Origin of the sequence: Clostridium sp. D33t1_170424_F3 (assembly GCF_015667585.1) — a bacterium.
In the GTDB taxonomy this organism is placed as follows: domain Bacteria; phylum Bacillota; class Clostridia; order Oscillospirales; family Acutalibacteraceae; genus Anaeromassilibacillus.
Map to the genome: position 1 here is coordinate 13,574 of NZ_JADPEG010000021.1, position 21,094 is coordinate 34,667.

Annotated in this window: 16 protein-coding genes; all 16 read right to left on the reverse strand. The window is 56.6% G+C overall.

What is annotated here, in order from left to right; all coding sequences use genetic code 11:
* Nucleotides 1-465 precede the first annotated feature (465 nt).
* A complete protein-coding gene (locus tag I4V53_RS12765; RefSeq protein WP_195986078.1) occupies nt 466-4,203 on the reverse strand; it encodes an Ig domain-containing protein in 3,738 nt (1,245 codons plus the stop codon).
* A complete protein-coding gene (locus I4V53_RS12770; RefSeq protein WP_195986079.1) occupies nt 4,200-7,058 on the reverse strand; it encodes a serine/threonine-protein kinase in 2,859 nt (952 codons plus the stop codon). The genes I4V53_RS12765 and I4V53_RS12770 overlap by 4 nt, the downstream gene beginning before the upstream one ends.
* 18 nt (nt 7,059-7,076) lie before the next feature.
* Nucleotides 7,077-7,235, reverse strand: a complete 159-nt coding sequence (locus I4V53_RS12775) for a hypothetical protein (protein ID WP_195986080.1) — start codon at nt 7,233-7,235, stop codon at nt 7,077-7,079.
* 15 nt (nt 7,236-7,250) lie between these two features.
* Nucleotides 7,251-8,567 (reverse strand): DUF6382 and FHA domain-containing protein, encoded by a 1,317-nt coding sequence (locus I4V53_RS12780; protein WP_195986081.1) that lies wholly within the window; start codon nt 8,565-8,567, stop codon nt 7,251-7,253.
* Nucleotides 8,564-9,862: a WG repeat-containing protein gene (locus I4V53_RS12785; RefSeq protein ID WP_195986082.1), complete on the reverse strand. Its 1,299-nt coding sequence runs from the start codon at nt 9,860-9,862 to the stop codon at nt 8,564-8,566. Before I4V53_RS12785 ends, I4V53_RS12780 begins: the two co-directional genes overlap by 4 nt.
* 12 nt (nt 9,863-9,874) lie before the next feature.
* Complete coding sequence (locus I4V53_RS12790) at nt 9,875-10,420, reverse strand: prepilin peptidase (protein ID WP_195986083.1); 546 nt, start codon at nt 10,418-10,420, stop codon at nt 9,875-9,877.
* Nucleotides 10,417-11,187, reverse strand: coding sequence for a TadE/TadG family type IV pilus assembly protein (locus I4V53_RS12795; RefSeq protein ID WP_195986084.1), 771 nt, complete (start codon nt 11,185-11,187; stop codon nt 10,417-10,419). Before I4V53_RS12795 ends, I4V53_RS12790 begins: the two co-directional genes overlap by 4 nt.
* Nucleotides 11,188-11,190: 3 nt before the next feature.
* Entirely contained in the window at nt 11,191-13,824 is a 2,634-nt protein-coding gene (locus I4V53_RS12800; RefSeq protein WP_195986085.1) for a DUF5702 domain-containing protein, read from the reverse strand.
* 11 nt (nt 13,825-13,835) lie between these two features.
* Nucleotides 13,836-14,489 carry a TadE/TadG family type IV pilus assembly protein gene (locus I4V53_RS12805; RefSeq protein ID WP_195986086.1) on the reverse strand — a complete coding sequence of 218 codons (654 nt, stop codon included), beginning with the start codon at nt 14,487-14,489 and terminating at the stop codon, nt 13,836-13,838.
* Nucleotides 14,490-14,532: 43 nt separating this feature from the next.
* Complete coding sequence (locus I4V53_RS12810; protein ID WP_195986087.1) at nt 14,533-14,757, reverse strand: hypothetical protein; 225 nt, start codon at nt 14,755-14,757, stop codon at nt 14,533-14,535.
* Nucleotides 14,758-14,796: 39 nt separating this feature from the next.
* Nucleotides 14,797-15,849, reverse strand: coding sequence for a type II secretion system F family protein (locus tag I4V53_RS12815; protein WP_195986088.1), 1,053 nt, complete (start codon nt 15,847-15,849; stop codon nt 14,797-14,799).
* A gap of 12 nt (nt 15,850-15,861) precedes the next feature.
* Entirely contained in the window at nt 15,862-16,683 is an 822-nt protein-coding gene (locus I4V53_RS12820; RefSeq protein WP_195986089.1) for a type II secretion system F family protein, read from the reverse strand.
* Between the two features lie 12 nt (nt 16,684-16,695).
* Entirely contained in the window at nt 16,696-17,976 is a 1,281-nt protein-coding gene (locus I4V53_RS12825) for a TadA family conjugal transfer-associated ATPase (protein ID WP_353616528.1), read from the reverse strand.
* 20 nt (nt 17,977-17,996) lie between these two features.
* The gene (locus I4V53_RS12830) at nt 17,997-18,998 is read right to left on the reverse strand and encodes a P-loop NTPase family protein (protein WP_195986090.1); all 1,002 of its coding nucleotides are present in this window, start codon (nt 18,996-18,998) and stop codon (nt 17,997-17,999) included.
* Nucleotides 18,999-19,003: 5 nt separating this feature from the next.
* On the reverse strand, nt 19,004-19,687 hold the full coding sequence (locus I4V53_RS12835; protein ID WP_195986091.1) for a PP2C family protein-serine/threonine phosphatase: 684 nt from the start codon (nt 19,685-19,687) through the stop codon (nt 19,004-19,006).
* Between the two features lie 377 nt (nt 19,688-20,064).
* A complete protein-coding gene (locus I4V53_RS12840; RefSeq protein ID WP_195986092.1) occupies nt 20,065-20,676 on the reverse strand; it encodes a recombinase family protein in 612 nt (203 codons plus the stop codon).
* Nucleotides 20,677-21,094 lie beyond the last annotated feature (418 nt).

Below are 21,094 nucleotides of genomic sequence, written 5' to 3' on the forward strand. Positions count from 1 at the left end.
TGTGGCGAGGAGATATTCGCATATAGCATCACAATGTAAATCTCCAAAGCGCAGATGGATTAAAACAGCATACATGCCAGCGCCCCTACTTCACAGAAAAAGAAGCAGGGGCGCTATTTTTGGAGTGTATGCAGGCTGTAATCAGCGCTGCCACGTTTTCCCGGTGAGGTATTCAAATGATACAAACCACGATACCCTTAACCGGCGGCGGGCCCGGTGGTGATCCACCGGGCCCGCCGACGCAGTTTCTGACAGAAAAGGAGAATCTGGTTCTTCGTTTTTTACTTGCTCCTATTCGATAATAGCTCCCGGAGCCGAGCGCCTTATGCACTCCTGAGAGTGCGCATCATCAGAGATACGGAACAGGATCGGCTGCCGGATTTTCATCCCACTAACCGCAATCCTCCGCAAACTGCCTTTGCGGGCTGCACGCGCAACGAGTGCCTGCTCTAATGAGGCAATCGCTTATCCCACAACCGTGAGATCGCCGCTGTTCACGGCCGCTGTCACAACGCCGTTTTTCCCGATGACCACACGATCCCCGGATACCGTCATCACCGTATAGGTATCCCGGTAGACAAACGCCGCAAGACTGCCGCCGGTATAGGTTTTCGCACCGTTCTTGACCGTAACCTTAGCGCCCTTCGCAATTTTCCCATTCACTTCCGCATACTGCTTGAGAATATCCGCTTCGTCCACCCATCCGTATACCGTGGAGCCGCCGCCGGCAACGGCGACCAGATGGTAGGGATGTTTGCCGTTGTAAATCTGTGTAACGACCGCCTGGCCGGGCTTGCAGGACGCCGCGCTGGATGCGTTGGCATTGGCATAGTGCTTTGCGCCGGTAAAGCTCACGGTGTCGCCCACGCGGATTTCAACCGCCGGATTTCCCTGTACCGGCGGTTCGCCCTGCGGCTGTTCCACACTGGAATCCGTGCTTCCGCCCATGACATAGTTCTGCGCCGTCTTCTTCAACGCCTGGTTGACATCGCCGTTGGCGCGGAATTCCGCGGCAAGGGTGTGGACGCCCGCACCGGCCCGCTGAAACACATTGCTGTAAATGGTGAATTTTGCGACGCTCTCTTCCGCCAGATAATCCACGTTTTTCTCCAGCTTCTGGCCGTCCAGCCACAAGCCCATACATTCGGACAGCGCGCCTTCGACTTCAAATATTTCACCGGCATAGGAAGTCCGGTCGGGAATCCGCCTCGTGACGGCATGGCCCGCGTCGACGGCGGCGTTTACATTCTCGTTGGTGTTTTCCCTGATCTCCAAGGTCAGATTGGCATACGCAGCAGCGGCGGAGGCGCCGCTCATCTTCACCTGGAATGTAAATTTGCCGCTCTCCTTCGGCACGCCGTAAAGCTCGCCGTTGGGCTTGAGCTCCAAACCCGCGGGCAGATTGCCGCTTTGCTTTACGAAGGTGACCGGGCTTCCGGCGTTTGCATTTCCGGCCTGAATTTTCGCGCTGTAAGGAATATACTTAACGCCCGCCGGAACTGCAACGGCGGGAACCGCGGAGCCCACAACCGCCGTGCCGGCGCCCTGCGAAGACGGACTCCGCGAGGACGTGCTGCCGCCGCCGGAAGACTGCCTGCCGGCGGTATAGTTCTGCGCCGCCCTCTTCAAGGCTTTGTTGATGTCTCCATCGACACGGAATTCCGCGGCGATGGTATGCGTGCCGCTGCCCGCCTTCTGGAAGGTCTTTCCATAGATGGTGATCTTTGTGCTTCCCTCTTCCGCCAGGTAGTCCGCGTCTTTTTCCATCTTTTCGCCGTCCAGCCAGAAGTCCATAAATTCGGCCAGGACGCCTTCAATCTCAAATACTTCGTCGGTATAGCTGGTCATCCTGTCCGGCACACGTTCGGTAATCATGTAGCCCTCATCCGTGGCGGCGTTTACATTCGTATTGGTGTTTTCCTTGACCACCAACGTGAAGGTGGCATATGCTTCGCTGAAGTAATAAGTGCTACTGGACATCTTTACTTCAAATGTAAAACTGCCGCTTTCCTTGGGCGTACCGTAGATTTCGCCGTTGGGCTTCAATACAACACCCGCGGGCAGTCTCCCGCTCCATTGGGTAAAGGTGACCTTGTTCCAGTCGTACATGTTGTTGGTCTGGAGCATGGTGCCGTAGGGGACGTATTTGACGCCGGCCGGAATCTCAGTTGTGGTAATAGTGGGATCACCGGCGATGCCGGTCAGTTCGATATCCACTAGCTCCTGTCCTTCGGCGTAGATAGTCAGGGTGCCGCTGATCTCACCTTCGCCGTTTGGGATAATACGCACCTTTGCGACATTTGGCAGCTCGCCATGCGTGCCGTCAGGAATTTCCAGCGTGTCAAAGGCAGCCAGGGTATTGTTGCCTTCGCCGCCGACCGTCCAATAATCGTCCAATCGCACGTGTTGGGCGTCAGTGAGCGTCGCACTAAGCCCGGTCAGCGGTGCAGATCCCACGTTCGCAATAAAAATGTCGTGCACCCGGCCATGAAAGCCATTCAAAAACAGCTCGCGGCGCGCGCCCTGCGGACCATTGATGCCGTTTACATACAGTTTGGGGCCGGAGAAATCCTTCTTGACAAACGTAACCCAGTAATTCTTTACATTTTCCTTATCCCCGGAGGAGGCGGAATACTGTACCGGGCCCTCCGCAAAGTTCTGGACAGACACACCGGATCTTTGCTCCACAGCGGGCGTGCCGGCGTACATCTTGACCTCACGCCCTGTATAAAACTCCGGGGCCAAAGCGGACAAATCCGCATCTTCATCCAGGACCAGTACGGTCTGGAAGCCGTTGTAGTAATAAGTGTCATCCTCATAGGGAACCACATAGTAGTCTCCGACTTCTCTGGATCCCTGCACGCGGAAATAGGTATCTCTGGAGCCGGGACGCTCCACCGGTTCAGGGGATTCTGTGGATTCATCGCCGTCCTCCGCGCGGATGACAACATGAAACACCTTTCCACCAGCAAAGATGGAGAATGTCAATCCTTCTCCGCCGTAGTTGGCCAGATACCCCCTGCTGCTGAACAGAGACTCTTTGACGTCCTTCGCACCGGCGGCAAGAGCGGCGCCCTGATCTGCGTAATCTCCCACGACCGCCAGTTCCACCGCGTCGTTATTCTTTTTTCCCTCCTGATAAAAGGAAAGGCTGTGGTAATATTGGCCGCTGGATGGATACTCCTTGTAGAGGGTATAAGTGAGAGTTTTCACACCGTTTTTATCGGTGGTAGAGTTTCGACTACTAGATACATCAGTACCTGTCTCATCATAAAGCCAATTATTTGTTCCAATGCCAGTAAGCATGGTATCGAAGTTCATGTTAAAGGTTTCCGCCCCAACTAACTCGCTACCTCTGAAAAGGAATATTGAAAACTGATTGAATTCACTTGGATATGGATAACCAGCGTCATCCGCATCCATATCTACATTCCAGGCGTTTGATGTGATGTTATCTTGGCCACCGTCTCTTCTAAATCTTTCGATGCTTAGATGCACAGTATCAAACCGGTCAGCAGCGTCAAAATCTTCGTCAAATGCCAGACCCCATCGGAAGCCATTTTCGATTGGCGCAGTATTAGACACATCAATATATAAATCGCTCGTCGCTCCGTAACTATCATATTGGGTACCAAGGACGGGAATTGGATAATTTTCCTTTCCGGGAATCCACAAGGTAGGGACCAGCCATCCGTCGTCATCGGACTTAATTAAATTAATATCATAGTAGATATTGGTATTGTCCAGTTGTTTGGCGGAACCTACTACGCAGCGAATATTGTCAACCTCATCCCCTTGCAGGTCAATTCTGTCATTTAGGTTGTTAATCGTATAGATGTCATCATATCCTGTACTCCAGGCCACCTTGGCATCAGCCGGGATATCCGGATCGGTCAGAAGATCGCTGAGTTTAAACCGGCGCAGCTCCGGCGGGAGATACGCAGTCAGATCCACCTCTCCGGTCCGCTCCTCCAGGGGCAGCAGGGAGAGGCTGCTCATCAGCTCGCTTTCGCTGATGGTTTCCCTTTGCATCCAAGCGTTCGCATTCGCCGCTGTCTCTTCCACCGCTGTGGGGGCGGCGGGTTGCACGGCTTCCTCCGGGGCGGCGGCCGCCGCGATGGACAGCGTGGAAACCAGCATCACCAGGGCAAGCAGAGACGCAAGCCCCCGTTTCCATTTTCCTGTGTTTCTTTTCTTTTTCATTTTCTTTCCTCCTGCTTATTTGATTTTGCAAGGGTTTTGAGCTCCTGCAAGGAATAAATGCGGCTTTGCCGCAGATTACCCAAATCATCGTCAAAGACCAGCGTTTCCCCCACAACGTCGCACAGGCCGGGCAGATACGCCAGCGTCTCAAATTCCCGGTTCAGAAGAAGCCCGTAGCGTTCCCCCTGACCGGAAAGGTATTGGGTTACAATATACTCCCCCGTCTCCGTAACATAGGTGAGATAGGAGTCTTTTTCCAGTTCCTTATAGAGTTTTCCTGTGCGTTTGTCATAGACAACAGGCGTTTCGTGGAGGGGCGCCGTAATCTTCCACCGGGAAAGTTCAAAGTTCTCCTCCAGGCTTTTATCGGGCTTTTCCCCCCGCCGTTCCCAGAGGACGGAGCCGTCCGCGGCGGAATACGCCCGCACCGTACCGTCCTCGTAGGTAACTTCCAGACGGGACTCCCCGCCTTCCCGGCGGTATTGCTGGTCATAGACCTGCATCGCATCGGGAAAGTTTCCCTGTACGAGAAGTTCTCCCTCCCGTGAAAGGAGATAAAAACGGTCGTATTGGAACAGCATGACCGTTTTTCCGTCGGCGCTCAGGCGGGCCTCCGCATGCGGATACGACGGATCGTAGGAAAGGAGCTGGGCCTCCGGATAGTCTTCCAGCTTCAGGACTTGTACGGTCGGAGTCTCCCGGCTGGCCAGCGCCACATAGGGCCCCGCGATTCCCAGCAGTTCACAGCCCGTTTCCCGCGTTCCCTGAACGACCATCTGGGCGGAACCGTTAAAAAGGAAGTACGCCCCGCCTGCGGCGGACGCCAGCGTATATCCATCGCCGTTCCTCACAAATTTGAGAATATCCGCGGAGGTATAAGCCAGCTCCTTTTGCTCTCCCGTGACCGGGTCAATTTGAACCAACACATTTTCTGACGCCACGCAAATCCCCTGCTCATCCACCTGAAGCCGGAAGGGCGTCTGCGCCGAAAATCCGCCGGTCTGCTCCATTGTCTGTGTATCCACCACCGCAAAGATGCATTCGCTTGTATTCCATGCCGAAAAGGCAAAATACTGCTTGTAAAAACCGCCCTCAAAGTGTGTAAACGCTGATGTGTCAAAAATCTCCGCGTCTTCGCCGCTTCCCAAATCATACAGGGACAGCCCTCCCCCTTCAAAGCTTACCGCGAGAAGGCTGCCGTCCGCATTCAGGGCCAGCAGGCTGTCCTCCGGGTCCGCCAAAACACCGCCGCCGGGCAGGACGCTTTGGCTCCGCCCGCCGAATTCGACCGTCCGCACCGCGGCTCCGGTCGTCGTATCGTACACAGTTGCGTGAGATTCTGCGCCGTACACCCCGGCCGCCCGGCCCTGATCCGCGGAAAGAGCCAGACGGGTAGCCGGCTGGCCGCGCCACAGCGGCGTTCCCGCGCCTGCATCGTAGGCGGACAGGCCGTTTTCCCCCGCATAGAGAAGGGTGTCTGCATCGAGAAAACGCAGGCCGGCCGCGGCAGTGGGCTGCGCGGGCAGATCAGCCAGCTGTTCCCCCGTTTCGGTATCCAGAATCATGATATGGTAGGCATAGAGCGCCGACAGCCTGCTTCCATCCGGCGAAAGCGCCAGCTTCAGCGCCTCCGAGGGCAATTCCAGCGTCAGATGGGGTTTCAGGCCGTCCGAAAGATCATAAACTCCCAACGCGTCCGTCAGGGCCTTCTGGGCCTGCGGAATATCCCCGGCGGAAAAAATAGTCCTTTCCTCCGGCATCGCCGCAAGCGCATAGCGCACCGCCCCCTGCACGTCCCCATCCCGCAACGCGTTTTGGGCGTACTCCGCCAGCACGTATGCGCTTTGCCGCTGTTCCATCTGTTTCAGTCCGGTAAAGGCGGCTCCGCCGCCCAGCAGAAAAAGCCCGGCCAGAAGCCCCGCAACCACACGGATGCGCCGCCGGCGCCGCTTTGTCCTGGGATCGTCTTCCCACAGATGTTCCAGCGCATACCGCATTTCTTCCGCGGTCTGATAGCGGCGCGCCGGGTCCGGCTCCATGGCCTTTTGAATGATCGCGATCACCGCGGGGCTGAACGTCCCGGGAGAAAGCGGGATCACCTCTTTGGCGTTTCGAGCCGGACGAACCCCGCTGAGCAGGTGGTACAGCGTTGCGCCCAGGCCGTAAATATCGGAGCGGACGTCCACATGCACCGGATGATTCCGCATACTGGAACCGGCTTCGCTCTGGCTGCTTTCCCCCGGCAGTACCGTTTCCACGTTGGAGGCAATTTTTGTGCGGGGATCTTCATCCGCCTTCCCATCGCTTTGCGCGTAATCGATCCCATAGTGCTCCGGGGACGCATATCCGGCGCTTTTGCCCACCTGCACCGCTCCCTCTTCCCCAAGGGCCAGGGCGATATTGAAGTCGATCAGGCAGATGTCCCCCTGCGGGGTGAGCATGATATTGGACGGCTTGATGTCCCCGTGGAGGATGCCATAGGGCGGCCTGCTGTGAAGATAGCACAAGGCGTCCAGCAGCTCTCGCGCCCACTTGATCATCTGGGGCTGGGAGAACCGCTCCCCCCGGCTCAGGGGCTTGTCCAGGCTCTCGCCCTCTATGTAGTCCATCACCGTGTAGACGGCGCCGTTCTCCGCCACAAAATCATAGACCCGTGGGATATAGGTATTGCTTAAATTCTTCAGCGCGTCGACTTCCCGGCGAAGCGCCTCCGGCTTTGCGGACAGAGTGCGCTTGTCCGCCTTGAGGACCACCCATTTTCCCAACCGCAGATGCTTTGCGAGATAGACGTACCCGCCGCCGCCGGAACCAATTTCCTTTACAATTTCATATACGCCCGCAATGATCCGGGGCATAGGCTTCCCTCCCTGGCGTCAACGCCGTTTCTTTCCAAATTCTTCTTCCAGACGTTCCGCCAACCGCTTTCCGGAGCGATGAAAGAGCAGGACCGCCGCCACAGCAGCGGCGGCAGCCGCGCCCATGGCCGCAAGCCCTCCGTAAAAAAGGATTTCACTGACTGCCGCTTCCAACATGAGACGCCTCCTTTTTCACTCTTCCCAGAGATAATCCGCGCCGCCGGTGCCAAAGGATATTTTTACGTTTCTCCGCAGCCGATAAGGCAGATTCGGCTGAAGCGGCCTGCCATCCACAAAGGTGCCTGCGCGGGAGGCCATATCCGTAATGGTATAGCCGTCCGCATCCCGTTCGATGGCGGCGTGATGGCGGCGGCTGACCGCCTTGGTGTCCTCACGGAACTCAAAGCTGGATTGCTGCCGCCCGACAGAGGTATCATACCGGCCGATGGTAAAAACTTCCCCCACCTCGATCTGCACCGGGATTACCGGCGGCAGGCCCGCCGCGCCCACCAGCCGCAAGCAGGTTCCAAACTCTTCCAGCTGGGTTTCATTTTCCTCAGCCGCCGGGTAAACCGCGTTCGGCTTTTTCAGTTGGGTCTCGGCGGCGGCCGGCGACGGTCGAACCGCTGCCGGGGGAACGTAAACCGGCAGGTCGGGCCAGGGTTTCTTCCCGGGTTCCCCTTTGGATATGCCGGACGGCTTCCCTACTGGAGACGTTTTTTGTTCCAAATCCTTTTTTTCCTTGCCCTTTTTTCGGACAGCCTTCTCCCCCTTGCCGCCAAACAGAGAAAAGCCGCCCTTTTTCTTCTCTTTTGCTTTTCCGGGGAAATCGATAAAAATGTCTCCGTCCCGGACGGGGACAGGTGCTGGGAGCGGGGCTTTGGGCGGCGGAACCGTCTCCTGCTTTTCCTGCTTGACCGCCGGCAACGGCGGCGGGGGCGGATAAAGCGCATCCACCGGCGCGGGCATTGCAGGCGTCTGGGTCTTATGCAGCGCTTCCAGAAAGGTTCTCGGCTGAAAATCCTTCATCAGCATGCGAAAGATCATGTTCTCCAGTTCCGGGGAACTCACGCTGTTTTTGTCCGCCACCTGCATCGCCATATTTTTCAGCTGGTCGCGGCTGGAAAAATCCGGCCGGGAAGGGATATAAAGGTAACTGATCCGTCCCTGTTTATCCTGATAGAGGTATTCCGGTTCCAGCACAAAGGAAAGCGGCTTGAGGAACCACTCGCCGCAGTCCAGCAGGGGCCGAAGCAGACCTTCCCAAAGGCGGATGTACTCCTCCGGCGTCTTTGCGCCGTAAAAATAGCGCAGTTTGCTCCGTTCTCCAAGCTGGTAGGCCAGCTCCACCTGCCCGTCCACATCGCGATAGCGGAAGGGAACCAGGAACTCCGGCGTTTCATACTGGAGCGTATAGAGGGCTTTTCGGTCCACGTCCCGCTCCGGGATCTGAACCGTCAGCACAGTACCGGAAAGCGAATCTTCTTTTCTCTGAATCTCATAACTCATAGCGTCTCCTCCAAAAGGGTGATGAATTCCCAGCCGTCCGCCGTGCGCACCGGCGCGCTGCCGCCATAAAAACTTTTTGCCTGCGAAAAGAACGGTTCAATGACCACCTTTCCCGAAAGGCTGACATATCCCCAGTCCTGCCCAATCTGGACGGCGGCCAGATGTTCTCCAAAGGAAAGCGCGTCGTCAAACTGAAAATCAATCGTTACATTCCCGTTAGCGTCAATAAACCCCCAGCGGTCCTCCCGTTTTACCGCCGCGTACCCGTCGGCAAAAGGCCGGGCGTCCTGGTAGGGCTCCCCCACCTTCTGCCCGTCCGCCAGCAGAAAGACTTCGTCCCCTGTCCGCGCGAAGACCGCCGACTGGCCATAGCACCGGCCGAGCTCGTCAAGGATGATTTCGTCGTACTCCGGCGGAATATACCACTCTCCCGACTGGTCGATCACGCCCCAGCGCCCGCCCTGCCGGGCGGCGGCATAACCGCCGGCGTAAGTGCCCAGCGCCTCATAGGACGCCGCCCCGATATGGAATTCGCCGTCCGCATTGTGCCAGCCGTCCTCCAGAAGCAGGGAGGTGCGGCCTTCGCTGTAATTTCCAAAATCAGAAGCGTCTGCGTGAAGAAGGGCCACCCTGTTGTCGTCCATGTCCACCGCGGAGATCACGCCGCCTTTTTTGACCAGCACCTGCCCGTTGCTGTACGTGCTGACCTTGTCATAGACGCAGGGGATCACCAGCCCGCCGTCGGCCCGCGCAAGGCCCCATGCGCCCTCTTTCCTGACCTGGATGGCCCCGTTCGCGGCGGTGGAGACATCCTCATAAATCGTGCGGCCGAACGTGTAGTCATACCGATTTTCCTCGTACAGCGCGTTCAGCCCCTCGTCTCCCGTCTTTTGAACGCCCGTCCGCAAAACCTGCAAGGCCTCTTCCCTATCGGGAAGCGCCAGATAATATTGGGCCGCCTCCATGAAGACCTCCGGCCCCGCGTCCTCGCGGGCCATCTGTTGGTTCAGAAGATCGGTGTATTTCTTCCGGTAGCCCTGCCGGTCCGCAAAATCCAGATACACCTTTTTTAACGTCTCTTCGCATTCCGCCGTGCGTTCCCCGGAATACCCCACAGCTTCCTCCAACAGCGGTACCGCGCGGATATAGATTTCATCCTCCATATAAGCCGCTGCCTGCGCCATCAGTTCCGTCTGCTTCTGTGTATCGCTCTTTGCCTGAAAAGCCATTGTCCAGGAGACGAAGAGCAGCAGCACACAGCCCGCCGCCAGTAAAATCCGTTCCCCACGCTTCACCAAGCTCCCTCCTTATCGGAAAAATGTTGTCAACAGGATTCCTATATACAAAAATGGGATCAGGGGCATCGTCCCCTTGCGATCCATCCGCCCGGCAAGAACCAGACCCAGCCCAATGACCGCAGACAGCACCGAGCCCGCCAGCATGGTGGGAAGAACCCCCTGTACCCCCAGATAGAGCCCTGCGACGGCCATGAATTTCACGTCCCCGCCGCCCAGGCCATGGCGGCTCATCAGATAGACGGTAAGGAATACCGCTCCGCCCAGCAGGGCTCCCAGAACGCCGCTCAGCAAAACGGGCAGCGTTTTTTCGATTTGCCAGAAGAGCTGGGGCGTCATGGCCAGCATCCACCCGCCCAGCATCACCAGCACCAGCCGGTTGGGCACCAGCTTGTTCTTGGCGTCTCCCAGCGCGGCCGCATATCCAAAGGCCAGGAGCATCTCCCGCAGCAGCAGGGAAAACCGGTCCAGATCTTCAAAACGGACCAGCCACAACAATGCCATCAGGATGGGCAGGGCCGCCCAGACCGCCGCTTTTTTCCAGTTTAACCGCTTCATCTTTGGTACCCTTCCCCGTCGCCGCCCAGCCACGCCTTTGTCTTCACCGTCTGGCTGATCTTCAGCTTGGGTTCAAAGGGCAGAGGAAGCGCGCCGAACGTATAATCGATCTCATAGTTGACCGTGAGCCAGACGTCCCCGTTGCTGTCCATCAGCGTGCTGTGGCGCGCGCCCGCCTGCAAGCCGGCGCCGCCGTCCGGGTTCTTCAGCACGGCAGAGGGGTCGAAGCTGTAAAATTCCAGCCCTTTCAGACCGCCGGACACATGAAAGGCTTTCAGGTAGTCGTCTCCCGACTGGCTGCCGTTGTCCAGATAGCGGCCCACCAGCGGCCGGATCAGGGCGGAAAAAGCCGCGTCTCCCATCTCCTTCAGGCCGTAATTCAGCATCAGCTGAATCGTCTGTTTGGGGCTCTGGGCCGCGTTTTCCACCCAGTCCTTCACCTGAACCGCCGTGTTTTTCCCCGCCGTCTGATTCTCAGACAGGCTTTTGAGCCCGTCCAATAGTTCGTTGATGTTCTTGCTGATCTGGCCGCTGTTTACCTGTTCGGCCTTTTCCGCGTTGTTTTTGATGCTTTCGGCCATCCCCGTCACCTCCAGCGTATAGCTGTAGAGGGAAACCGTTTCCGCCGCCTGGGTCAGCGCGTAATGGATGCGGGACTGCACCGTTACAATGTTCACCAGGCTCAGAATAGAGACCATCAACAGCACCAGCAGCATGAAAGCCGTGGCCGTCTCCACCACGATGTATCCCTTTTCGTCCTCCTTCATGGTTCAATACCCCCTGTAATCCGTGACAGAAATCGGCACCACCCCGGGTGGTATGGTCCCGTTCACGCCCTGCCGCGCCACGGGCATGGACAAAAAGAGCATCCGCAGGTCCAACGTGGTGGTAATGCTGAAACCGGTTGCAGCTTTTGAAAGGTCTTCCAGCGGCGCCGCGGTCATGGCCGCTTCCCGGGCGGTATGGTCCCCCTTGCTCCCGATGTCGTTTTTCTTGTTTGTCAGGTTCAGCTCGATCAGGTTCTTGGTGCGTTCGGCCAGCGCGTTGTCGCTCACAAAGAGCAGGAAGATGCGCAGGTAATCCGTGTAGCTCATCGCCGTCGGTCCCTCGTCGTCCAGGGAGGATTCTTCTGCCTCCACCTCAAAATCATCTGAAAGGCCCCCCTCCGCCATATTGGCCAGCCCCTTGATGCTGAACCGCCAATCATCCTTCTTCTTGTACAGGACCACCTTATGCCCCGACCGGATGCGCCCCACGTCCAGCGCGGATTCCCCCATTGCCATGGCGATGCGCACCAGTTCGCCCATGAGGAAGGCAAACGGGCCGCTGATGGGAGCAAGCGTTCTCTTTACCGTGCTCACCAGGTCGTTGACCTCTCCGATATGAAAGGACGCGATGTAATTAAAGACAAAGCGCACCAGCAGGATCATCCCGGACACGGTCTTGAGGTTGCTTTTGGCGTCGTAGAGGTTTCCCGCGTAGAGATATTCCAGTTCCGATTGAAAATAGTAGTTCACATCCGTGCTCAGGGGAATGCCCGCCATGTTTTTTTCCGACCCGTCTGCCTTGGTGGCGTAATTGGAGAACATCTCTGTATCATAGGTCAGCAGCAGGCAGCGGTTGGCCACATCGTCCCCCAAATCGCCCAGGCGGCCGATCAAATCCCCGTGCAGCGCCTTTTTGGCCTGTTTTTTCGCTTCGCCTTCCTCGCCCCAATCCCCGTCGGAGCCAAACCCGGATTCCAGAACCTCTCCGGCGTCTCCGGAATCGCCTGAACCGGCTGTGTTGGGCTGATACGTCCAGGCCCCTTCCGGCTCGTATACCAGACAGCCCCGGAAAATCTCCTGGGCTTGCTTGAAAATCTTGGAAATTGACTGTTTTGCCGCTTTCTTTTTTCCATCATCGCCGGAGCCGTTGCAGATCCTTTGCAGTTCCTCATAGAATGCTCTGTTGCGCGTACGGTCAAACGCCGCGCTTTGGAAAAGTTCGTAGGGGTCTTTATCCGGCAGCACCAGTTCGGTAAGTGAAGGTCCCAACAAGCCGATTTTTCCGATTGGATCCTTTTCTGAGGAAGTATATTTCCAGTTATCTTGATTCCAGTCGATCTTGTATTCGGGCATATCGTTCATCTTTTTTAAATCAGCCAGTTCGATTTTCGTCCCATCCTCGATCTTCCCCCATTTCTGGTCGCCGTACTGGAAGGTATCCAGTATTTTCACAACCCGGTCGATCTGTTCGGCGTCGTGGTCCCGCATGGCCTCCCCCATGGGCGCTATATCGTACCCCAAAAGGTTGCGGTAGACCTCAATCGCAGACCGGTTCCCGTTTTCCGCTTGAGGCGTTGTCAGGCCATTCCGCAAATCCTCCGAACAGCCGTCCTCGGCATTCAGTGCGTTTTCCAGCTCGTCCACCTTGCGGGAAAGCTCCCCTTTCTTTTTATCTCCCTCTTTGCAGTAGCGCACCAGCTTATCCAATTCGCCGGTGTACGCTTCTATGGCCTTTTTCTCCTCTTTCAGACATGCTTCCAGCGATTTTTCGACCTGTTCCTGCTGCTGAAATTCCCCCTTGTTCGGGTCCCACCAGCTCTTGATCCTGCCGCCGGCCACCAACGCCGCAACATTCGCCAGACAGCCCTGATAGCGGGTGTGGAACGCGTCCCGCTTCTTTTGATACTCCGGAGACCCGGTGTCGGTATCATCTGAAATTGTGAGCTTTATATATGTATCCCGTACATCGAATGCAGTCCTGAGCTGCTCATTGATCTCTTTCAATATCCCGTTGATTTCCGTTATGGCGTTTTTCTCGGCCGCGGCGCAGCCGTTGACCACCTGGATCTGGTCGTAGATTTTCTGATAGATTTTTTCCAGGTCCTCCATCCTGTCGTCGATGTCCATTTTCTTCTCGATGACTTCTGAATCCTTTTTCACCTTTTTAAACGCTTTCAGCCGTTCCAACAGCTGGTCGATCAGGATCACCGGCGCGCGAAATTTTGCATACTCTTCGATCTGCCTTCGCAGCACATCCAGATTATCCAGATTCTGTCCCGGCGCGGGCTGCACGGTTCCCGGCTTTAAATCGGAGCCGTAGGTCAACTGGAACGTGCCCAGCCCCTGGTTCCGGTTTTCCTGGCCAAAGACGGCAACCTGAACATACTGGTCGACCATGTCCGCCAGTTCCTGATCCGACTGCATGACCCCGAACAGGCCGTAAAGGTCCTGCAAAAGGGCGTCGTAACTGGCCAAAACCGAGTTGGCCGCCAACTGGTTGGCATCCTGCACCACGCTGCGGGCCGCATAGACCCGCGCCAGGTCCACCGCCGTCCCGCTGACCAGGATGGAGGGGATCAGCAGGAGGCTGACAAAGACCGTCACCATCCCCTTGCAGTTATGTCTCAACACCTTCATTCCCTTCCTCTTTATATCCCCAGGACGTCCTTGAACCGATTACACAAATCCCCCGCTTTGGAAAACATCTGCGAAATGTTATATTTCTCATCGAGCCAGGACGCCACATCCGCCGCAATATCCATATTGCGCACAAACTCGTCCCCGTCCTGCACGACCGCCGTAGACGTCACGGTGACGGGGATTTCCCTTGGAAATTTTACAAAGCTCAGGTCCACCGGCACGGGGATGGTGCGGGTGGCGGTGATGGAGATTTCCTTATAGATCACAAAATTGGTCACGCTGTACTCCACCTCCAGCTCTCCCATCCGGCTTTGCATCCCGGAGGACTCGACGTGGGAAACGATCGTTTCCGCCTCCCCGCCGTCCTCTCCGGAGCCGATCGCGTGGAACAGCGCGGCGTAAACATTGTCCAAATCCTTTTTATTCTGCGTCCAATGGTAGCCCTCCCCCTCCGCGTCGTAGTCCAGCCAGGTATCGCTGCGCTGGGTCGCGATGGCGGTCGCGGCATACTGGGTGGCCCGTTGGAGCAGCGCCCGTGTGGGCAAATACATCGCCAGCAAAACAAGACCGGCGTAAATCATAATCATAATGGGAAGGAGGATCGCCGCCTCTACAACGGCGCTCCCCCTGTTGTCTTTTTTAAGCCGAAGCTTCCGCAGCAAGACGGTTCCCTCCTTTTTCTCTCAGCAAGCGCTTAGTGTGAGCTCATGGACCTATTTTAGAGGCTTCACTGGTGATATTTCCCCACATATCTTCTAACCAACCGCTCATCGAACCCCACAAAGCCACGACCGCCAGCACAGCCACAAGCACAAGCAGGACGGCCACCACGATTCCATCGACCCCCCGTTCGTCCTCCTTTAACTTCCGGAAGAATTCCGCAACATGCAGATAAGCCGCAATCGACGCTTTATTGAGTTTTTTCAACATTGCTTTCCCCTCCTTTCCGCAGAATATTTATGTACTTCATCACAGGCCGTTAAAGTTTGTGATGACAGGTACCACAATCATGATGAGAATCGCAAGAAAGAGCAGCATGGTGGGAATCATCAGCCTGGAATTCGCCTTTTCCGAATCCCGCCTGGCGGAATGCTGCCGCTCCTGCCACGCTTCATGGGCCATGCCCTTGAGCAGCCGGCCGATCTCCGCGTTGCCCTTGGACAGGTTTTGAATCATGGCGGTAGCCAGCATCATCGTCTCTTTGGTGGAACACCGGTCCATAAAGTTGGCGTACGCCGCCGCCGGCTCCACCAGATTGGCCAATTCCTCCGAGACCTTCCGCATTTCCAGGTATAGCTCCCCTTCCTGACTGTAGGCTGTCTCCTTCCACGCCCGGTCCATAATCATCCCGGAGGTGACAAGCAGGGCCAGCTTGGATACCACATTGGGAAACTGGCGGCTGATGGCCGCACGGCGCCTGGTTACCTTGTCCTTTACATCGTTGTAGGGCACGTAGGCCAGCACCAATGCCAGCGCCACGCCTATCAGCAGGATGATCGGGCCGTTTTCATTCCCCGCGCTCATCAGGATGGACCCTGCCGCCAACGCCAGCGCCACCCCCAAAATCACGCAGGAAATCATCTGAGCCAAAAGCCGCCGGGTGCGGTTGGCTGCATATTTTTTGCCGTCCAGCTCCGCATACAGGGCATAAATGGATTTGTTGAAACTGCCCTTGCCGATGGCGTCCACCCGCCGCTGCAGGACATAGCCCGGTATTGCAAGGATTCCCACGCTTTTCAGGTTCCCCTTTTGCAGCCGGACATTGTCCTCTTTCCGTTTGGCGATCTGCTTTTCTGAACTGCCCAGGAAAAGCCGCATTACCCTGCCCGCCACGCCGTGATACCGCGCCAGTATCCGGGCGTTTTTACGATCTTTTCGTTCCAGCTTTGCAATCTCGTCCAGATGATCCAGCACCGTATTGTAAGCGGCCTGCACCCAGTCCTCCTCCCGCGCCTGAAACAGGAGCATCAGCCACAGGAGCATCAGCGCCGTTGCAAGAACCGATAAAATAATCACCAGCACGGTCATCCCTCCTCACAGTTCAATATTGCTGAATTTCCGAGCCATGATAAAGCTGACGATAAACACGACAAGCCCCACAGTGGCCACCAGACGCCCCAAAGGCGTGGTATAGAGCGCATCCATAAAACCCGCGCCCGCGTATCCGATGACCAGCAGGATGACCAGCGGCATAAAGAGCATGATATTGACCTCGGATTTGGCGGCAGTCATCATGGTGTCAATTTCCATTTCAATCTCCATTTTGTCCGCGATGATCTGCTGGGTTTCGCGGATGATCTCGTCCGCCCGGCCGGATTTTCCCTCGATGGTGGCGTAAACGGAGGCAAAGCTCTCCACATCCTCCAACCCGCTGCGCCGGGCAAAGTCCAGAAACGCCTCGGAGAGCGGCACGGCGTTGTTGAACCGGCTGAGAATGAGGTTCAGCTCGACCATGATGTCGCTGTCCTCCGGATAGATCATGGAAAGGTCCCCCTGTGCGCTCAAAAGCGCCTTCAGCACAGGGTTCCCCGCCCGCATGGCCACCGACATCGCCTCCAGAAGATCGTAAAACTCCACCCGAAGTTTTGTGAGGCGCTTATGAATGGCGTTTTGGGCGGCGGCAAAGACATATACGATTCCCACAAGCGCACCGCCGGCGACGCTCAGCGGAAGGATTTTATAAAAGATAAACAAGACCGCAAACCCTGCTGCAAAACCGATGAAAAACGCCAGCAGGTGATCCAACGGCCCCGATGGGCTGATCGAGTAATCCGGCACCGCTACCGGCTGCCGGTCCTTCTGCCCGCGTTGGGCGGGGGCCTCCTCCCGCGTGGGTGCAAACAGGTTGTCTTCCATCCTCGTCCCCTCCTAAATCACCCGGTTGATCCCGGCGTTTATCAGCTTCTGTGTGTTTTTCATGGGATTGTCCGTCCGGACCAGGCGTCCGACAACATTCCTCTCCGTGTTCCCCGGCGTCTCGCGGAATCTGTAAAGCGGGTTGATCTCATATTTCCGCGCAGCGGCGTCGTACCCCAGAATCTCCACAATCTCCATCGTCCTCTTGGTCTTGTCGCGCAGGCGGGAAAGATGGATGATAATATCCACCGCCGAGCCGATCTGCTGCCGGATGGCCTCCAGCGGCAGGCCTTCCGCCCCCTGGAGCACCATGGTTTCCAGACGGCGCAGCATATCCTCCGTGGAGTTCGCATGGCCGGTCGAAAGGGAGCCGTCGTGGCCGGTATTCATCGCCTGAAGCATGTCCAGAGCCTCCGCGCCGCGGACCTCGCCCACAATGATGCGGTCGGGCCGCATCCGCAGGGCCGATTTAATCAGATCCCGGATCGTGACGGCCCCGCTGCCGTCCGGACCGGCGTTCCTCGTCTCCAGCCGCACCAGGTTGTCGATGCAGCGGATCTGCAGCTCCGCGGAATCCTCAATGGTAATGATGCGTTCATCCCCGGGGATAAAGTTGGACAGGGCGTTCAAAAAGGTGGTTTTTCCGCTGCCCGTGCCTCCGCTGATAAAAATATTGTATTTTGCCTCGACCAGAATTTGCAGAATCTCGGCCACCTCCCGCGTGAACGAGCCGAAGTTGATGAGCGTTTCCACCGTCATCGCCTCTTTGGGGAAGCGGCGTATCGTGACGATGGGGCCGTTGAGGGCCACGGGCGGCATGACCACGTTCACACGGGACCCGTCTTCCAGGCGGGTATCCACAATGGGTTCGCTTTCATTGACCGACCGGCCCGCCTGTGAAACAAATTTCGTGATGACGGTCTCCAGCTCCTGCCGGCTTTCAAAGCGGCTGTCCAGCCGGGTGAGCCATCCCTTTTTTTCCACAAAGATGTTCTGATGCCCGTTAATCATGACCTCCGTAATCTCGGGATCGGCGATGATCTGCCCCAGCACGCCCAACCCTCTGATGGACTCATAAACGGTCGATACGATTTGATTCCGCTCCCGGAAATTCAGGCCGGAGAGCTCCCGATATGCTTCCGGGCTGCTTGTTTTTGCCCAATTCTGCTTTTCTTCTATTTTCTGTATAATAAAGTTCCGCAGCTGCTCATCGCTCATGACGGTGAGGTCGGGATGGTTCTGCACCTCCGTTTTCAGCTGCCGGATCAGTTCATCGCGCTTTTTATCCGTCACGCCATTTCTCCTCCAGTCCTTTACACGCCGAAATTGACGGCGGACAGGCTCTTATATATGGAAACCGGATTGTCCGAGGGCACATAGGGAAGCGTCACCGATCGTTCGACGGCGGCGCCGGCCTGCGCGCCCATGTTTCCCACCAAAATGCATTTGGGGCGTATCTGTTCAAACAGGTCGTGCTGGCTGCAAAACTGTTCCCACTTCACCCGGCACTTCTGGCTGCCGTCCACAACCGCCAGCACCGTATCCGCCAGTTTCAGCAGGCTCCGGCAGCGCTCGTCGCAAGCCGCGGACAAATCCAGGACGACTTCGTCCGCTCCGCTGGCCGCGGCCGCAACCAACTCCTGGACGTCCCGAACCGAGAGAACGTTCATATCGTCATAATTGTTGGGGCGGCAAAAATAGAAGATCCCCGAACCGTCGTCCTGCCTGCGGATACTCTGCAGGAGCAGCACCAGATTGCCGCCCTGCTTTCCAAACGCTTCGCTGATGCTTTTGCCGTCGTTGGAAAAATACACCGGCACGCTGGAGAAGTATTCCAAATCCAGATAGACCGTCTGCTTTCCGTTCGCCACACACTGGGCGGCATAGGCCAGCGCCACCGTGGTCTTTCCTGTTCCGCCCGCGGGGGACCAGACCGCGGCGACATGCGCGCTCCCGCTTTCCGGAAATTCTTTTTTCCCGGAAATACCCGCGTATTTTCCCAGAACGTCTTCCACAATCGCTGAAACGCGCTGATATTTTCGCACTGCGCCGAACGATTCGGTCTGCGCGCCCGCGCCCGTTATCTCATCCCACAGGAGCAGCGGCAGCGCCACCTCCTTCAACGGTTTCTCCGCCGCCAGTTCCGGGTCCAGCAGCGCCGCGTCATAGCGGTGCGCGGACAGCATTTCCGACAGGCGCGCCGCTGAAGAGCATGTGCTCACCTCAAAACTTTTCGCATATTTATCCAGCAAAACCGCGGAAAGATGGTCGGAATAATCCGTATCTTGCGTTGCAATTAAAAGCTGTATTTTCATCCAAGTCACCTCATTTTTCTGCTTTGGAGCAGGATTGCAGAAATATTGTCCGTCTCACCCAGATCAACCGCCCGGCGGGCCAGACGTCCCAACACTCGCTCCGCGCGCTTTCCCTGATTCTGTTCCATTTCCCGTTGCAGGTCCTCTTTCTCGATGCGCTTATAAAGCCCGTCCGTACACAGGAGGAACGATTTCCCATCCGCCTCCCCCTCTTCATACTGGACGGTGAGCGGGTCCCAGCGGCCGATACAGGCGGTGAGCCGCCCGGCCCCGGAGAGATCGTCCCGGGTCAGCTGGCGCAGCTCCGCGCCGTCGCACTGATAGATTCTGCTGTCTCCAACGTGCACAAGCACATACCGGCCTTTTGTTATCAACAGCGCGGAAAGCGTCGTCGCCGCGTCCAGCCTCCCATCCCGCGCCGCGCTGATGACTTCCCGATTGATGCCGAGCACCCGGTCCCGCAGGGACAGACCGAGCCTGCTGCTGTCCGTTTCCTCCAGCCAGGCCGCCAGCGCCCCTGTCGCATAGCGCGACGCAAAAGCGCCGTCGCGCGTGCTTCCCACGCCGTCGCACACCACCGCCAGCAGCAGCGGCCCCTCCGGCAACCGTTGTTCCTTCCAGAAGATGCTGTCCATATTGGAAGGGCGGGCGTTTTGGAGACTCAATCCACAGCCATACCAACCGTCCAAATTCTGCTTCCTTCCTCCTTCCAGTCCTTCTCAACCGTCAATCCCTGATTCAGCGCTTTGATTGCGTTGAGCTCTTCCCCTTTATATGCCGTTTGACCGTCGTCCCAATCCAGTTTCTTCGGTCAAAAAGTGTACTTTTTGATTGAGGCTGTATTTCCCGTTTTTGGGAAGGCAGTATTCCCGTGATGCATAAAATGATGGAAAACATCTTGTTGTTTTTTGTTGTTTGTGCTATCATGATAAAAGTTTAAGCGCTGTCAAAAAGTACACCTTTTGATAGTTTTCGCATCGATTGCGCCCGGTTCCGCGGCCGCACCAAACCGGACGGCGGCGGGTTTGGAAAATCAATCCGGCACGAGAGGCCAAGGTCGGCTTATTTATTCCGCCTGCCGGTTGCGCAGTTCCCTGAGACGCCGGTAAAACGTCGCCTCACTCATATGGCATTGTTCCACCGCCCAATGGATACTGATCTCCTTTTTCTCCCACGCCTGGACGATCTGGCAAAAATCGTCCGGCGGGCGGATCGCAGGCCGTCCGAAGGTCGTGCCCTTCGCTTTCGCCGCCGCTATGCCCTGCGCCTGGCGCGTCCTGATATTCTCGTGTTCGTTTTGAGAGACAAAGGACAGGATTTGCAGGACCAGATCGGCGATGAACGTCCCCATCAGGTCTTTTCCGTTCCGCGTATCCAACAGGGGCATATCGATCACGCAAATGTCAACGCCCAGTTCTTTGGTCAGCACCCGCCACTGATTTTGAATTTCCTCATAATTGCGCCCCAACCGGTCGATGCTCAGTATGTAGAGCAGATCGCCCGGTTTTAATTTTTTAATCAGCCGTTTATACTGCGGCCGGTTGAAATCTTTTCCGGACTGCTTATCCATATAAATGTGCTTTTCCGGCACAGACTTGCTCTGCATCGCAAGGCGCTGCCGTTCTTCATTCTGATCGGTGCTGGAAACCCGGATGTAACCGTAACTATTTTCTGTCAAAACAACTCCCTCGTTTCTTCTGTATTACAGGCGGCAAATCGCATTTTACGCCAATTGGCCGTTTCAAAAAAGCTCCGTCCGCTGCTGCGGCGAACGGGCGGCGAAACGAGGGATGTCTCTATCCTCTCCATGGCTGGAAGCGGCGCGCCGTCTTTTTAAACACAGATCCATTTAATATGCCGCTCCCGGATGCAGACGTAGAATCGCCTATCCTTTTAAAGGTTGCGGTGAAGTCCATTTTTTGAAAAGCTGCGGCAAAACAGCAGAAAAATGAAGCAGGAGCGCCGCTTCGCCCTTTGGGCGGCCAACGCTCCTGCTTTTTTGTAAAATAATCTGAATTCCTGGTATCACGAAGCTCCTTCGGGCGTCCAAACCGCCGGACCAGTCCCCATCTTCCGCCGTTCTATTGCCATTTTCA

Bases quoted from the DNA above. Each gene is read 5' to 3' on its own strand.
- I4V53_RS12765 (WP_195986078.1), bottom strand. From the start codon at position 4,203: ATGAAAAAGAAAAGAAACACAGGAAAATGGAAACGGGGGCTTGCGTCT.
- I4V53_RS12770 (WP_195986079.1), bottom strand. From the start codon at position 7,058: ATGCCCCGGATCATTGCGGGCGTATATGAAATTGTAAAGGAAATTGGT.
- I4V53_RS12775 (WP_195986080.1), bottom strand. From the start codon at position 7,235: ATGTTGGAAGCGGCAGTCAGTGAAATCCTTTTTTACGGAGGGCTTGCG.
- I4V53_RS12780 (WP_195986081.1), bottom strand. From the start codon at position 8,567: ATGAGTTATGAGATTCAGAGAAAAGAAGATTCGCTTTCCGGTACTGTG.
- I4V53_RS12790 (WP_195986083.1), bottom strand. From the start codon at position 10,420: ATGAAGCGGTTAAACTGGAAAAAAGCGGCGGTCTGGGCGGCCCTGCCC.
- I4V53_RS12795 (WP_195986084.1), bottom strand. From the start codon at position 11,187: ATGAAGGAGGACGAAAAGGGATACATCGTGGTGGAGACGGCCACGGCT.
- I4V53_RS12800 (WP_195986085.1), bottom strand. From the start codon at position 13,824: ATGAAGGTGTTGAGACATAACTGCAAGGGGATGGTGACGGTCTTTGTC.
- I4V53_RS12810 (WP_195986087.1), bottom strand. From the start codon at position 14,757: ATGTTGAAAAAACTCAATAAAGCGTCGATTGCGGCTTATCTGCATGTT.
- I4V53_RS12820 (WP_195986089.1), bottom strand. From the start codon at position 16,683: ATGGAAGACAACCTGTTTGCACCCACGCGGGAGGAGGCCCCCGCCCAA.
- I4V53_RS12830 (WP_195986090.1), bottom strand. From the start codon at position 18,998: ATGAAAATACAGCTTTTAATTGCAACGCAAGATACGGATTATTCCGAC.